The organism is Colwellia maritima (genome assembly GCF_022669015.1).
GTDB lineage: Bacteria > Pseudomonadota > Gammaproteobacteria > Enterobacterales > Alteromonadaceae > Colwellia > Colwellia maritima.
The window spans coordinates 640,372-654,845 of sequence record NZ_JAKKSL010000001.1 but is presented as its reverse complement, the minus strand read 5'-3'; the positions used below and the strand labels follow the sequence as shown (position 1 = coordinate 654,845).

At 34.3% G+C, this 14,474-nt stretch carries 17 protein-coding genes and 1 pseudogene; 5 read left to right on the top strand and 13 right to left on the bottom strand.

The window, feature by feature from the left end:
* Positions 1-131: 131 nt before the first annotated feature.
* The 8 genes from L3081_RS03270 to L3081_RS03240 are packed head-to-tail and all read right to left on the bottom strand — an operon-like array spanning position 132 to position 4,238.
* Entirely contained in the window at positions 132-743 is a 612-nt protein-coding gene (locus tag L3081_RS03270) for a hypothetical protein (RefSeq protein WP_242283434.1), read from the bottom strand.
* A gap of 2 nt (positions 744-745) precedes the next feature.
* Positions 746-1,888: a beta-ketoacyl synthase N-terminal-like domain-containing protein gene (locus L3081_RS03265; RefSeq protein WP_242283432.1), complete on the bottom strand. Its 1,143-nt coding sequence runs from the start codon at positions 1,886-1,888 to the stop codon at positions 746-748.
* Positions 1,885-2,193: an acyl carrier protein gene (locus L3081_RS03260; RefSeq protein ID WP_242283431.1), complete on the bottom strand. Its 309-nt coding sequence runs from the start codon at positions 2,191-2,193 to the stop codon at positions 1,885-1,887. The genes L3081_RS03265 and L3081_RS03260 overlap by 4 nt, the downstream gene beginning before the upstream one ends.
* A complete protein-coding gene (locus L3081_RS03255; RefSeq protein ID WP_242283429.1) occupies positions 2,184-2,567 on the bottom strand; it encodes an ABC transporter permease in 384 nt (127 codons plus the stop codon). The genes L3081_RS03260 and L3081_RS03255 overlap by 10 nt, the downstream gene beginning before the upstream one ends.
* The gene (locus tag L3081_RS03250; RefSeq protein ID WP_242283427.1) at positions 2,564-3,067 is read right to left on the bottom strand and encodes an ABC transporter permease; all 504 of its coding nucleotides are present in this window, start codon (positions 3,065-3,067) and stop codon (positions 2,564-2,566) included. Before L3081_RS03250 ends, L3081_RS03255 begins: the two co-directional genes overlap by 4 nt.
* Complete coding sequence (locus L3081_RS03245; RefSeq protein WP_242283425.1) at positions 3,036-3,344, bottom strand: hypothetical protein; 309 nt, start codon at positions 3,342-3,344, stop codon at positions 3,036-3,038. The genes L3081_RS03250 and L3081_RS03245 overlap by 32 nt, the downstream gene beginning before the upstream one ends.
* Positions 3,341-3,901, bottom strand: coding sequence for an ATP-binding cassette domain-containing protein (locus L3081_RS26295; protein ID WP_338027089.1), 561 nt, complete (start codon positions 3,899-3,901; stop codon positions 3,341-3,343). Before L3081_RS26295 ends, L3081_RS03245 begins: the two co-directional genes overlap by 4 nt.
* Positions 3,861-4,238, bottom strand: a complete 378-nt coding sequence (locus tag L3081_RS03240; RefSeq protein ID WP_274620302.1) for an ATP-binding cassette domain-containing protein — start codon at positions 4,236-4,238, stop codon at positions 3,861-3,863. The genes L3081_RS26295 and L3081_RS03240 overlap by 41 nt, the downstream gene beginning before the upstream one ends.
* A 282-nt stretch (positions 4,239-4,520) precedes the next feature.
* On the opposite strand from L3081_RS03240, the gene L3081_RS03235 reads away from it, so the two are divergent.
* Entirely contained in the window at positions 4,521-4,949 is a 429-nt protein-coding gene (locus tag L3081_RS03235; RefSeq protein ID WP_242283423.1) for an excinuclease ABC subunit A, read from the top strand.
* A 61-nt stretch (positions 4,950-5,010) separates the two neighbouring features.
* On the opposite strand, the gene L3081_RS03230 is transcribed toward L3081_RS03235, so the two are convergent.
* On the bottom strand, positions 5,011-5,490 hold the full coding sequence (locus L3081_RS03230; RefSeq protein ID WP_242283421.1) for an NYN domain-containing protein: 480 nt from the start codon (positions 5,488-5,490) through the stop codon (positions 5,011-5,013).
* 222 nt (positions 5,491-5,712) lie between these two features.
* Here L3081_RS03230 and L3081_RS03225 point away from each other — a divergent pair, with 222 nt between their 5' ends.
* From L3081_RS03225 to L3081_RS03210, 4 genes and pseudogenes are all read left to right on the top strand, one after another.
* A complete protein-coding gene (locus L3081_RS03225) occupies positions 5,713-6,714 on the top strand; it encodes a GGDEF domain-containing protein (protein WP_242283419.1) in 1,002 nt (333 codons plus the stop codon).
* Between the two features lie 136 nt (positions 6,715-6,850).
* A complete protein-coding gene (locus L3081_RS03220; protein ID WP_242283417.1) occupies positions 6,851-7,540 on the top strand; it encodes a lysophospholipid acyltransferase family protein in 690 nt (229 codons plus the stop codon).
* Between the two features lie 71 nt (positions 7,541-7,611).
* A complete protein-coding gene (locus L3081_RS26290) occupies positions 7,612-7,962 on the top strand; it encodes a 1-acyl-sn-glycerol-3-phosphate acyltransferase (protein WP_274620301.1) in 351 nt (116 codons plus the stop codon).
* Positions 7,898-9,282 (top strand): annotated as a pseudogene (locus tag L3081_RS03210) (1-acyl-sn-glycerol-3-phosphate acyltransferase). Before L3081_RS26290 ends, L3081_RS03210 begins: the two are co-directional and overlap by 65 nt.
* 61 nt (positions 9,283-9,343) lie before the next feature.
* On the opposite strand, the gene L3081_RS03205 reads toward L3081_RS03210, so the two are convergent.
* From L3081_RS03205 to L3081_RS03190, 4 genes are all read right to left on the bottom strand, one after another.
* Positions 9,344-9,955, bottom strand: a complete 612-nt coding sequence (locus tag L3081_RS03205) for an MlaC/ttg2D family ABC transporter substrate-binding protein (RefSeq protein ID WP_242283414.1) — start codon at positions 9,953-9,955, stop codon at positions 9,344-9,346.
* Between the two features lie 159 nt (positions 9,956-10,114).
* Positions 10,115-10,699 carry a TetR/AcrR family transcriptional regulator gene (locus L3081_RS03200; protein WP_242283412.1) on the bottom strand — a complete coding sequence of 195 codons (585 nt, stop codon included), beginning with the start codon at positions 10,697-10,699 and terminating at the stop codon, positions 10,115-10,117.
* A 419-nt stretch (positions 10,700-11,118) separates the two neighbouring features.
* Positions 11,119-11,850, bottom strand: a complete 732-nt coding sequence (locus tag L3081_RS03195; RefSeq protein WP_242283408.1) for a HEPN domain-containing protein — start codon at positions 11,848-11,850, stop codon at positions 11,119-11,121.
* Complete coding sequence (locus L3081_RS03190) at positions 11,843-14,035, bottom strand: ATP-binding protein (protein ID WP_242283407.1); 2,193 nt, start codon at positions 14,033-14,035, stop codon at positions 11,843-11,845. The genes L3081_RS03195 and L3081_RS03190 overlap by 8 nt, the downstream gene beginning before the upstream one ends.
* Positions 14,036-14,474: the final 439 nt, after the last annotated feature.

Sequence of the window (14,474 nt, the reverse complement as noted above, 5' to 3'; positions counted from 1 at the left end):
TCATTAAACCACGGTGCTTCAATATTCGCTGAGAGTGCAATTATTGTCATTTAGACCCGACCATGCATTGGATAAAAAGGTAATTAAAAACTAGCATAAATTTTCCTATGAACATGCAATGAACAAATATACTAACTCAAATTCAACAAAAGTGGATATTGTACTTCTTTCTCTAATACAGATAACTCTTGAGGTGTGCCAATAAAATGATGCCATGTTTTAAGGGCTGCATCTGTATCTGATACCTTTTCAACCAACAATGCATGACATCGCCGCTCTTTATCATCAGTTTGCCAAATCACAATTATTGCTTGTTGGCAATGTCCCTGTAACATATCTGTTTCTGCCAACAAACTAGCTTTTAACAATGTGTTATGACTCGCGCCAATGAAGATATTAGGCCCTTGAATATTAAATTCTTTTGACAAATAAAAATTAGCAGCATTACCAACGGTAGCAATAAAATCATAAGGGCGAATAGCTTCTTTATTTTCCATAGCAAGTATTACTGACTGAAAAAGTTCAACCGACATATACTCTGCGCCACTGTACAAAGCTAATTGGGGTAACGTTTTGTTATTAGCCATTAACCGATACACAGCCGTTAAAGAAATCAACGTAACATTGTCTAAACGCCGTACTGAAAACCCTGTCTCATTTTTAACAACGTTTCTGACTTCTTTGTCTGACATTATTGTAGGAAAGCACACAACCTCATGGGCTTTTAGTATTAGTTTGCACATACTTAGCTTGGCTCCACTTTTTTAACAATCAACGCGGCATTATTGCCTCCAAAACCAAAATGATTAAATAACATAATTTTTGATTGTATTAATTCAGCAGCAGACTCAATAAAGGGTAACAACAGAGGGGCTGATTTATCCTCTTGATAAGTTAATTGTGGCAAGTAAGCATGGCGAATGCAGTGATCAAATAAAGCTAATTCAATGACACCACAAGCGCCTAATGTATGACCAATCAAGGATTTGAATCCGTATGATTTAGGTAACTGCGTGAATAATTTATTCAATGCATTACATTCTGCTAAATCACTTTTAATCGATGCGGTGCCATGAACTTTTATTAAATCAACATCATTTTGTACAATACTTGCATTTTGTAATGCTTGTTTTATCACCTCAACGATATGAGTACCTTCTTCTTCAGTGATTGTTAAACTGTGATCATCACAAGAAGAATAACCGCCAAGTATTTCCAATTGGGTATGTTCAGTGCAATGTTTCGACAGTAAAACCGCGCCAATTCCTTCACCTAAAATCAAGCCGTCTCGTGTAGCAGAAAAAGGCTTTACGCTTGTTTTACTAATTAAATCAAGTGAATCAAATCCATTAAGTGAAAGTCGGTTAAAAAATTCAAAGCCAATAACAATGACATTATCAATTTTACCTTGTTTGATAAAATTTGTTGCATAAAGCAAGGCATTAGCGCCAGAGGTACAAGCGGTATTAAAGGTGAAGTGCAATGAATGCAACGCATAGTGTTCAGCTAACAATTGCCCTATTTTATCTGTTTGAGACAACCATATCGCTTGGCTGCTATCAGGTTTTATACAGCCTATATCTAATGAAGTTGAACCAATAAATAACATGGTTTTGTTTAATTGTTTTGGCGTAAGAGCCGTTTGCGCTAATAATAAGTCGACCTGCTCAATGAGTAACCCCATCATTTTCTCAAATGTTTTATTCAAAGAGGGTTGTTCCTGCATTGCATAATACAATACTTGATGGTCGCCTACTGGGGCACTACAGCGCTGTATTCCTCCATTTTTTGTAGAAGAAAACATTGAAGAAGGTAAATATTGCTGTTTTCCTAAAGCACTATTTGAGGTTGAAGCATTTATAAATACACGTTCAGGCTTTGCTATCACTTGTTTTGCTCAAAAGTACTTTGTTCAACAATAAGGGCTGCAATACTATTAATGGTTGTTAAATGCTTACGGCTTTCTTTAGAACCTTCTATTTTTACGCCAAAAGTACGTTTTAAAACTAGTGATAGTTGTAATCCATCCAGTGAATCTAAATTTATACGCGAGTCAGAGCCAAATAATTGTTCGTCGTCTAATATTTCCTGCCAAGCGAAATCATCTTCTTTTTCACATTCTTCTACAATAAGCTTTTTAAGATCATCTTTTAATTGGGCTAGCTTGGATTGAATCGGTTGTGTTAATTCCACATTAATTTCCTAATTTTCATTACAAACAAGTATCTCGCCATAGTAAAACTTACTACACTAAAAAGTAATAAATTAGTTAGGTAAGTATAAATTAAGCTTGTATTGTTTCCTATAAACGATGCGCGAATGATCTCTGCAGACCAATATAACGGAGAGTAACTTGCAATCGTAGCCATTATTTCAGGCATGATGTTCATCGGCACCATAAACCCACTAACCGCTGCTAATAAAATATTAATACCACCACCTAATACAATGGCTTGTTCATAACTATTGACTACAGCTGCAATAATAAAGGCTAGTGCATTGGCTGATACAACAATAACAAGCCCTGACAACAAATAAATAGGCCAATAACTAACCGTAATAGTCAAGGTTGCGCAGTAAGCACTGGTACAGCAAAAATGCCAATAAGGGTTAATATGACAAACTGTATTGAGCTCAATAAACAAAAAGCACTAACCTTAGTAAAAAAATAATGTGACGTACTAATTGGAAATGTTTTCAGTCGAATAAGCGTGCCATTTTTCTGCTCGTTTATTACCGTAATAGACACGGGTAAAACAATAAAATAGATACCAAAAATTATCCATGACGGTACGCTATAAAGCGTTGCCGATGTAAGCGGTTGATCGAGTTCATCAATTAAAAAAAACTGTTCAACATTAGTATTTTTATCTATTTCACTTATTTGATCTTGTAAAGGCGCTTGATCATTCAAGTCGCCTATATCTAACATGTATGCATGTAATCGTAGTTTTGAAAAAGCCCCGTGCACTAGTTGAATAACCATAGGTTGCATTGATGGGGTGATCGTTTCTTTTATTGTCAAAACAATAGATTTAGCTGTTAATCCCGTTAATATTTTTTTCAAAATCATTGGGTAACGATATTAACAAATCTGCAGCATTATTCTTGTCTGATATTATAAAGCCTTGCTGTTGTAAATACTGTTGATAAGCAGTCACATAGAGATGATTCTCTGTGCTACTTACCTTTACCGTAATTTTGCCTATGGCATCTTGTGATTGACCACTCATTGCAAATGTCATTATCAACATAAACGCAACTGGCAAAATTAATAATACGCCAATACTATGAATATCACTTAATATAATCAGCGCTTCTTTTTTTAAACTGTTTAATATCATTTAGGCGCCTGCGTGTGATTGTAAATGCGCTCTACAGAATTAGCTGAATAATTTATGTTAATTATTTGATGGGCAACTTGCGTTAGCTGTTGTAATTGAGCCGCTAACGCTTCAGGTGAATTAAGTACAATTTGGTATGTGTTGTTCGCACTTTGCTCATATATAGTTAAAAAATCAAGATTATCAGGTGATTGATTAAAACGCACAGTAAGTAAAATATTCTCTTGCTGATGTTTTTCGTTCATTTGCGCCTTACCATCACGAAAAACAATAATATCATCACAAATTTTCTCTACTTCATCTAACATATGAGAAGTAAATAATAACGTTTTCCCTTGTAATTTAAATGATTCGAGTAATCTAATAATTACAGCTCTTGATTCAGGATCAATACCCACGGTAGGTTCATCTAAAAACAATACTTCAGGCTTTTTTACCAACGCAATGGCTATATTTAGCCGACGTTTATAACCACCCGATAAATTTTTAGCTTTGTGATTTTTTACTTCGTTTAACTCACATTGAGCAAGAATATCCGCCGAATATTTTCCATTCACTGTTATGAATACAACAAAGCGATAAAAAATAATGTAAGTTTTGTAAAACAGTTAACTGCGGATAAAAAGCATATTCTTGTGGAACCAAGGACACTTTATCTTTCACACAATCAATTAATGCTTTAGATTTACCAGACATACTTGGGTATTCAATACTTCCTTCAAAGCTAGGTATTAAACCGCATAAAGCAGAAATAAATGTAGATTTACCCGCCCCATTAGGTCCTATAATGCCTGTACAACATTGGGCTCTAATATTGAGAGAAACATCATGCAAAGAATAATAATTATTTTGAGGGTATTTATAGCTTAATTGGCTAATTTCAATAGCATTCAACAGCGTTACTTGGTCAGTTTTTTTAATTTTATTAAGTATATACCTAAAGAGGGAACAATTGCGAGAGGGCCTAATTACTCCATTGAAATTAAAATCACACTTTATATTAAGTACAAAAAAATTATGTCAGTGTGTACTATGAAGGAAAACATGAAGAGGAAAACCAAGCTTTAATACAACTTAAAAAAATAATGCACTGGATTATTTGATTCTTTACCATTAATATATTTTTTGCATCTAACATCTTTAGCATTTTTACTACTATCAAGGAAATGAAATAAAATGAAAAAACTAATTTTAGCAGCAGTACTCGCAACCCTAGCTGCTTCAGCCTCTGCGCGTGATGATGTGGGTAAATACTCAGTATCTCAGCTGCTTGAATCATCAAAAGCCAAAGAAGTACTATTGGATATCCCTTTGTACTTTGCAACGCAAAAACACAAAGCCGTCGCTAAAAAATATGGCGAAGTGTCCACCAATAAAAAAACGAATGCTTTCATGAAATCAGACACTGAAGCTTGTGAATGGGTTATGTTAAGCGCATTAAAAGCGTTACAAGAACGTGCAGTACGTGAAGGTATGGACGCAGTAGTGAATATTGAATCTAATTATAAAAATAGACACTTTGCTAGTGAAACTGAATTTGAATGTGGTGTTGGCTCGGTAATGGTCGGTGTGGCATTGAAAGGCACATTAGTTAAATTTAAATAATTAAGACACATTTAATAGAAGTAACACATACAAGGTGTTACTTCTTATTTCATCTTTACTACTAAAGCAACAAGCTTGCTTCTATTTTATAATACTCATCTGCCGCATTAATCAATGAATTAGCGGTCAAATCAGACACACCATACACGATAGTTTTCACACCAAATTCAGCTTTAACGTGATTTAATAATAAATCAAAATCACCGTCACCCGACAACAGCACGATAGTGTCAATATTCCCCTGAGCCGCCGCGGTTAATACATCAATTGTAATCCCTACATCCCAATCACCTTTTGCTGAACCATCACTACGTTGAATAAAAGGCTTCAATTTAACATTAAAACCAATATGTTTTAGTGCTTTTTGGAACTTATGCTGTTGATCATCACTACGCTGAATTGCATAAGCATTGGCTTGAACAATGTCCCCCTGAGCCATTAATTCTTGCCACAATAACCGATAGTTGAATTGCCGATGAAAGGCATCTCTGGTGGTGTAATAAATATTTTGTACGTCAACAAAAACCGCGATTTTTTGCATAAAATTTCCTTTTTAGAATGGTGTGACATCTAAGCCACGATACAATTATTCCACCTAATATCGTCACGTATTATGTATAATCACTTGTTACTACATTGAGATAGGGTTAGAGTATTCTATACTAAATTGATTAATTTATTGTGCTGAGTTGAATTAAGAATAAATTTAATCAAATAGATCTTTCTACAAATAACAACTTAGCGCGTGGTTTGGGGGTTAATAATGTCTTTCGAACATAACTATCAGGTGTCTTCTAATTTTAGTGAGTTAACTCACGACTTTCTTTCTAGCCATTCTATACCACCGACTCCGGTTAATTATTCTGTTATTTATCTTTATATAAGTAATGAAAATAAGTTATTGAGTGCAGCCATTGACAAGCAACTTAAACAAAAAACGGTAATAACCGCTGACTTTATAGCCGATTTATTTAAACGTTATGTGTCTTTTAGTGAACAAATTGAAAACAATGTTATTTCCCCTTTTGAAAAAACGTTAACAAATATGTTAAGTCACATTAATCAACAAGTAGGCAATGAACAAAAGGTCTCAAAAAGTTTACAAAAGTTAAACACTATATTGAAAAATAAAGAACATAATCAATCACTTAAACATGTTGTATCTTTTCTTTCCGAAACTATAAATTATTCTACAACTCAACACCAAGCTTTATCTAAAGAGCTATCGACAACGCAACAAGAGATTAATCAATTAAAAAGTAAACTTGCTTCTTCACGACAAGAAGCATTGGTTGATTCATTAACAGGATTACTAAACCGCCGTGGTTGTGATGAGAAGTTACAAGCATTACCCTTTTCACAAACCCACTCTTCGCCGGCCATTGATATTGATCACTTTAAAACAATCAATGATGATTTTGGTCATTTTGTTGGTGATCAAGTCATACAGCGTATTGCTAAAATTATAACCAACCATATTAGCGAGCAAGACCTAGCGGTGCGTTTTGGAGGTGAGGAGTTTGTTGTAGTGATTGCGAATAAATCAACATCTGAAGCTACCTTAATCGCCGAAAAAATACGTCTTGCCATTGAAAAAATGAGGCTAATTAGAAAAGAGACAAATGCCTACTTACCCTCTATTTCTGTTTCCATTGGCATTGCAGATAATAAAAATGTATCTGACTGGAACAACCTCTTTAAACAAGCTGACGATGCGCTTTATCAAGCTAAAAATTCTGGACGAAATCGTTGTATTTGTGCCTAGCATAATTGACATCAAAGCCGAATAGAATTGGTATAAATCAACTTATTCATTGTTAAACTATGTAATTTTGCAATAACAACACTTATAATGATGAACTTTCTCTTTTGAGTTTCTCACACGGTTAATATTAGTTATCATGACATCTGTACTGCGTTCTTCTTTTTACTTTTTATTGAAACTTCCTCTACGTTTATTTGTTCGTAGCAAAATAGTGCTAGATGCACAAACGCCCGTTGAAACAGCATCAAAACCCATTTTTTATGTTATCAGCCATCAGTCAGCTAGTGATTTGCTTGCCTTGCAAAAGGCATGTAAACAACAAAAACTGCCTGATCCGTTAAGCAAGGTAAAAATAAACAACACGCTATTTGATCGCACTTTATGTTTAGCCAAACCTACATCGATTCTTGGCTTAAAACGCGGTAAAACTAAAGCACTACAGCAAGGGTTAGAAATTCTCAATCAACATCACAATAACAAAACCCTTGATGCACAACTTATCCCCGTTAATCTTATTTGGGGGCGCATACCAACACAAGAAAAAAACAACGCTAATGTTTCCTCTTTATTAGCCGAGCAAGCTTCCCCTACTTGGCTAAGAAAATTCTTTATAGTTCTCTTTCTCGGTCGCGATAACTTAATTCGTTATAGCGAAGCACTCTCATTAAGAATAATGTCTGATAATCACGGAAATAACGAAGCAACCGCTCACAAGTTACTGCGTGTGGCGCGTTTTCATTTTCATCGTCAAAACATTGCAGCCAAGGGGCCGCGACTACTTCATCGCCAACAAATGTTTACCGCTTTATTCGCTAACCCACGGTAAAACGCATTATTAAAGATGAAGCCAAAAATAAAAATATCAGTACTGATAAAGTCAAAAAACAAGCCTTTGCTATGATGGATGAAATAGCGGGCGATTATAGCGTTTCATTAGTTCGTTTAGGGGAACGCTTTTTAAGGCGGCTATGGGGGCGTTTATATACCAATATAAAAGTCAACAATTCACAAGTATTAAGAAAATTAGCACAAGACGGTCACGAAATTATCTATGTACCTTGCCATAGAAGCCACATGGATTACTTATTACTTTCTTATGTCATTATTCAAGAAGGTTTAGTTATGCCACGTATAGCCGGTATTAACCTAAATTTCTGGCCGGCAGGCACCATTTTTAGAAAAGGTGGTGCCTTTTTTATCCGCCGAAGCTTTGCTTGGCAACCGTTTATATTCTACTATTTTTCGTGAATACCTAAGCTTATTATTTGAACGTGGTTATTCCGTTAAATATTATACCGAAGGTGGAAGAAGTCGCACAGGTAGGTTATTACCGCCAAAAACAGGCATGTTAGTAATGACCATTCAAAGCCTTCTGCGCGGAATAGATCGCCCATTAACCTTAGTTCCTGTGTATTTAGGCTATGAACATGTCATGGAAGTAGGCACCTATCATAAAGAGTTAAGCGGTAGCGCCAAGAAAAACGAATCTATTTTTGGCGTGTTAAAAGCAATTAAAAGCTTACGAAATTATGGTAATGGCTATGTAAACTTCGGCGACCCTATCAATATTAATAGTTATTTAAACGAGAAAGTACCAAGTGGAAAGAAGCCATAGACCCATTTGATCCACAAAAGCCGAATTGGTTAACACCTACCGTTAACGAAATATCAAATCAGTTAATGACCCGCATTAACCAATGCGCTGCATTGAACGGTGTGGCGTTGGTTGCCTTAATTTTACATGCTTGCGAAAACAAAGCGCTAGCTAAGGCTGACCTTGAAAAACACTTAGATTTTTTCCTGACTATTCAGCGTGAAGCACCCTACAGTGAACATTTAACTATACCAGAAGAAAACGGAGCTGAATTACTTGAACATGTTATTTCTCTCAACAAGGTAACCCTGTGTCAAGACAGTTTTGGTACCATTATTTCACTTGATGATTCTGCTAGTTTAGAAATGCGTTATTACCGTAATAATATATTGCACACTTACGCATTAAGTTCTTTAGTATGTAGGTTATTGACACATAACAGCAAAATATCTCATGAGAAAATAATTTCCCAAACAATTAGTTTATTGAAAACCCTAAAAACAGACTTATTTCTGTGGCAAACACCTCAGCAAATTACACAGCAAGTTGAAAGTTTACTGATAGCATTAGAAGGCAACGGTGTCATTAAGCAAACCAAAGCAAATTTTTGGTCTTTAATCGATAATACTCCTCAGCTTAATCAAGTACATTTACTCGCGGAATGTATTGATGAAAGCCTACAAAGGTTAGCAATCATCACCTCATTAGCGACACGTTTAGCACCGCTTTCAAGACGAGAATTAGAGGAGAAAGTTGTGGCTATTGCTAAGCGCTTAGCCGTATTAAACAATATTACTGCGCCAGAATTTATTGATAAAAAAGCACAGGCCACGTTAATTAATACACTACGAGAGCAGGGTTATATGACCTTGAATGACGAAGGTTTACTTGTTGTTTGTTCTACAATGGATGAACTGAAATCGTCTGTCACTAACTTAGTGTCAATTGAAGTTTTACAGAGTATCGCTAGATAAAGACAAAAGCGATAATATAAATGGTAGGCAAGACTTAAGCCGCGCTTAATAAATGCCTACACTATTTTGCAATTGACGCTAACTCAACAGACACTTGTTCAATACCTTGTTTAGCAATTCGGGTACTCAATTCAGCTTCTTTGCTACTTAGTAAAGAAATACCTTCAACTACCATATCAAAAGCTTTCCATTCCCCAGTTTTTTTATTTTTTCTCATTTTAAAAATAACATCTATTGTGGGGTTATTGAGCTCAACAATTTGCATTTTTATCCCGACAATCTTCTTGTTAGCTACCGATTTTTCAGGCTCAAAAATAACTTGTTGATTTTTATACTTCGTCAATGCTGTTGCATAGGTTCTTGACAAATAATTACGCATAGAGCTAACAAACTGCTCGCGTTGTGCTGCGCTAGTTTTTCTTAAATGCTTACCTAAAATGCGATATGACGCATATTGATAATCTATTGAAGGCATCAGTTCTTCTTCAACTATGTCTTGCATCAATGATGGAAATTTATTTATTTCTTGGCGGCTTGCTGCAATACGATTAAATAGCTTATTACCAACATTCTCTAAAACGGCATAAGGTGAAGGCGCTGATGGTTCAGACGAAAAGGCAGACAGTGAAAATGATAATACAAATATCATCAAAATATTGGTTAGGCGTAGCATATTATTACTCCCTGAAGGCGTTAATCGGTCAGCTACTATTGTTACCCAACAACAAACCGACCGCTCGGTATATTCAATATAAGAATAATAACACCGACCGTTCGGTTTGTAACCCATTTTTATAAAAAATATTTTTTAATAACAATAATTGATAGTGCGTTACTGTTTTAACGCACGAATATATAAACAAAGTTCTAAAATAACTTGTTGATATAACTCTTTATTACGTGAACTTTTACTTAACGAGGTAGCACCATGAAAAGTTGAAACAATAAAATAAGCAACCTGAGAAAATTTTAACCCCTCACGAAGTTCACCTTCTACACGAGTTAAAGCCTCAACAATCAGTGTATTGAGCTTCTCTTGCATTGACAAAACCTTCAACCGAAAACCTTCATCAACATTCGCCATTTCTTCACAAAGATTATTTAACGGACAACCGCAAACAGCCTCACTACACACCATAGACTCGCACATTGATGTGAAAAATTCACATAAACCTTCTATAGGATCAGTTTGACTCAAAGCAGGCTGCCAGGTAGCTAGAAAGCTAGGTACATAAATCTCTTCAAATACCGCATACCCTAGTTCTAACTTATTAGTAAAATGATAATACAGCGCACCTTTAGAAATACCACAACGATTCAGTGTGGTAGACAAACTAGTTGCTTGAAAGCCATGCTGATGAATTTCATCGGCAGCTACTTCAAGAATTTTTTGGCGTGTTTGTTCTGCATCACTCATGATTTAAGACTCTTAGAATTAACAATATTTTACGTTTGAATATTAACAAACCGATTGGTCGGTTGCAAGAAAGGGCTATTATTATGTGATTATTTCGGGTTTATCATTCCAATATTGAGCGAGAGCGCTTCTAATGAAGTCGATCAATTTTGTGACGGTTATTTAGCTGAAAGCCTTGTATGGCATATGATACAAAGATATTCATCATATTATTATCAGAAATTGCATCTGTATTCATTTAAGAGATGCACCCTTTGGAGCAATTCATCTAACCAAGTAAAGTGCAAACTCTAAAATCGTTAATCAATATTTTTTTATTTATTATTGGTTAATCTTATCGGTAATGTGAATATTCTCAGAATTCTCATCTGGGGCAAATTCTCATTTGTAATTAGGAACCTCATATAAGGATATTTCAGCTATAGGTCAGCGTGGCTATTTATTTCCTTATATGTATCAACAACTTCTTTTGGAAACTGTATGTACTTGTTTAGTTCTTCGAAATACTCAGGGTGTAAAGTTTGCGTTGGGTTTATTGCATGAAGTGGCGTGTGAACTTCTTCAGAGAAGTCACCAAAGTGTCTATTACAAGTTAAAAGTATTGAATGATGAATATGATTATCATTATTAATTATCTTCTCTAAAATACCATTTGTTATAAACTGCACTTTCTGATCTGATGTTGCCTTTTGAGCCTGTTCTAGTTCAAGCTTGTAGCTTTCATAGTTCTTATTAAAATATTTGCAATAACGCCTAATTTCCCAAACGGCTTCATCTAGTTTATCCAGTCTATTGCATGGGGAGATGAAATGAGCTTTTTCGAAATACCTATTCTCCCCCCAAGTGTCCAAATACTGAATATACTTAACTGTCGTGTCAGATAATTCCATTCCAAGCTTTGGTATAAGTTCAGTTATTCTTTCATATGCTTTTTCAAGATTGTGGCGTAATTTTCTTGTTGATTGCATGTTAAACAGCAATATCGCCTTTAAATATTTTTCAACGCTTTGTTGTGAATACCAAATATATTGTGGGTATAAACGATTGATGTAACATAAACGGGCAGTAATATAGTCATTATCTGCTACATCTCGAAATGAACGTGTTGCAATATCATTCAAAATTGGCCGAAACTTTTTCTGATTAATCATTGTCGTTACCAGAAGTATTTAGGGCTTTAACATCATTAAATAATTTATATAGATGAATTGCTGACATATCCAAAATCGGTTCGTACATAAAAGAGTTAAGATGTATGTTTTCAGGCGTCATTAAGTTTACTTGGTCAAGTGCTATTATGCTTTCTTGCTCATCGCCAAAATCATTACAAAAACGTTCATAGAGCTTTTGTGTTTGATTAGTCCTAATATCATTTACAAAGCCTTGATCGTTAATTTTTCGTATCATAAACTTTTCTGCTTCAAGTCTTATGGCTATCGAAAGAACTATTTTATCTTCGAGTTGAGCTTCATCACTGGCCTCTGCAACAATAGCTTCACTTACCTGCATTAATTGTTCAGTTATCAGATTTTGAGGTGCAGGTAATTCAACATTACTTTTATCTGTGAATACATTTTGATAAATTGTTTGGAGATCAGAAATCCTTAAATCATCAGTATTTGGCTTAAGGTGAAGGAGAGCTGTTAACAAATTATACTCGCCTGTGTTTCCACAATATTCAGATAGGTTTCTAGCAAATGGTATGCAGGCCAAAACACATTTCATATCTATATGAAGTTGTGTTTTCCAGTGATTCAATACATCTCTTTGATATTTTTCTTGAGTAAATTTAATTCTACTGTCAGATTTAATCGTAAATAAACGCTTATTTCCATAAATTCCAATACGACCGCAAATAGTTCTATGAAAATCAAAATTATGAGTTAAGAAAATAACCTTAAAATAACTTGTCTCTGCTATAACTTTTAAATACTCGACAATAGAATATTTATTTTTATAGTCAAATGAATCTGCAATATCATCAACAATAAATAGTGTTGGCGTTGTGTGCCGTAATCTCACTTCAATTTCGAATAACAAATTAAGTATATATAAAGCCCTTCTCTCTCCCTGACTTAAAACATCCATTAAATCTGTTTTATTAATATCCCTTTTTTCTCGTCCATCATCAAATTCAAAAGCAATTGTAGGAGAAGCACTCTGTAAAATAACATCATCTTGATTCTCAATTGTTAAATTGAAAGGCACATTAAATCGTTTATTAAAAGTAGAAACGACTGATTGCCAAATTGTTTGTTCATCTTTCGCGACTTGAGTTATATCTATAATCAATTGTTTATTGGTTTGGTAGGTTGCTACAAACTCTCTCAAGAATTCGGGTTGCTTTTGCAAATATGCAATCCAGAGTTTTTTCTCAAATTTTCTGTATTCTTTCAACTCAGGTAATAAATCTTTATGATCAGTAATATACTCTCTGAATTTTTTAGTTTCAGCATTACTTAATTTTTTATCAATAGCAGTAAATTTCTTCAATAAATCAGGATCAGTAATTACTTTATCCTGCTCTTCTTTGATTAACTGGGTCAATTTTTCCTGAGAAGATACTTCATGCTTTCCTGTAGGCAATGTTAAATTTACTGTATGTTCTGCTCCAAAGAAACCAGTATCTTTTAGGCTTTTTGATATGATTACCGCATTTTGATGATTAAACTCCCTTGTTAATACAGGTGATTTTTCAATAAGGGTGTCATAAGTTTGAATATAGTCCTCAAGCTCTTTACTTAAATCGCCTGACTCAAGAAATTTGATAACTTTATCGTTAAATATATCGCCATACTTTATTCCTGAGAAATGAGAGAAGTCATCTGTCAATTCGAGCAATTCTGAAAACAAATCAGAGAGATCCTTTTCACTTTTTTCGAATGATTTACATAGTATTGATTCAACGGAAACCGTTCTGGATTTTATCCCTGATTGTTCTTTTAACGACTTGATTAAACCTGCTTTCTTTTGCTCTATCTCTTTTAATGCAATATCATATTTTTTTTTCAATTCCTCATTAACAAGAAGTAATGAGGTTTTCTCTGAGCTATAACTTTCACTGTAGGGTTTAATGACAAAAATACTTTCAGGCTCTATATTCTCAGCATCAATAATTATTTCCCTTTTTGTCTCTCGTTCTGGAAAAACAATATCTCGACTTAACTTCCCAAACTGTACATCTTCAAATGCTCTGGCGAATGAACTTTTCATGAAACCATTAGGTGCGTATATGGAATAGACCCCTTTACTGCTACCACTTTCTTCTGAATCAAATTCATATTCAAGTTTGTTAATACCGTAACAATTTTCAAAGTTAATGCTTAGTTTGTTCATTTTTCAATTCCTTTTAACAGAGCCTAAATATGCGCAATGAATTTTTTTATTAAAAACCTAAATTTTACTAACCAATTTCAACCACATTTCTGCATTTAGGAAATGCACTACATCCCTAAAAACTCATTGCCTGCGTTTTTACCTTTAGTGGCTTTTCGCAATACCATGTCTGAATTGCATCTTGAACAAGATTTAGTATCAGAGTTTTCCTTTACTATTCCTTTGAGCAATAAAAATAATGACGGAAAAAATACAACCATTCTTTGCTTTAAAACAAGCTTCTACTGTTGCTATCTTAATTAATAGCAAATGTTTAATAGTATCTTTATGCCATACACACATGAAATAGCAATATTTTTTATCTAAAAATATTGCTATTAATCAGGTTTTCACAGGGATAAATTCACCTAATATTTACAATTATTTTGATTTGATCATT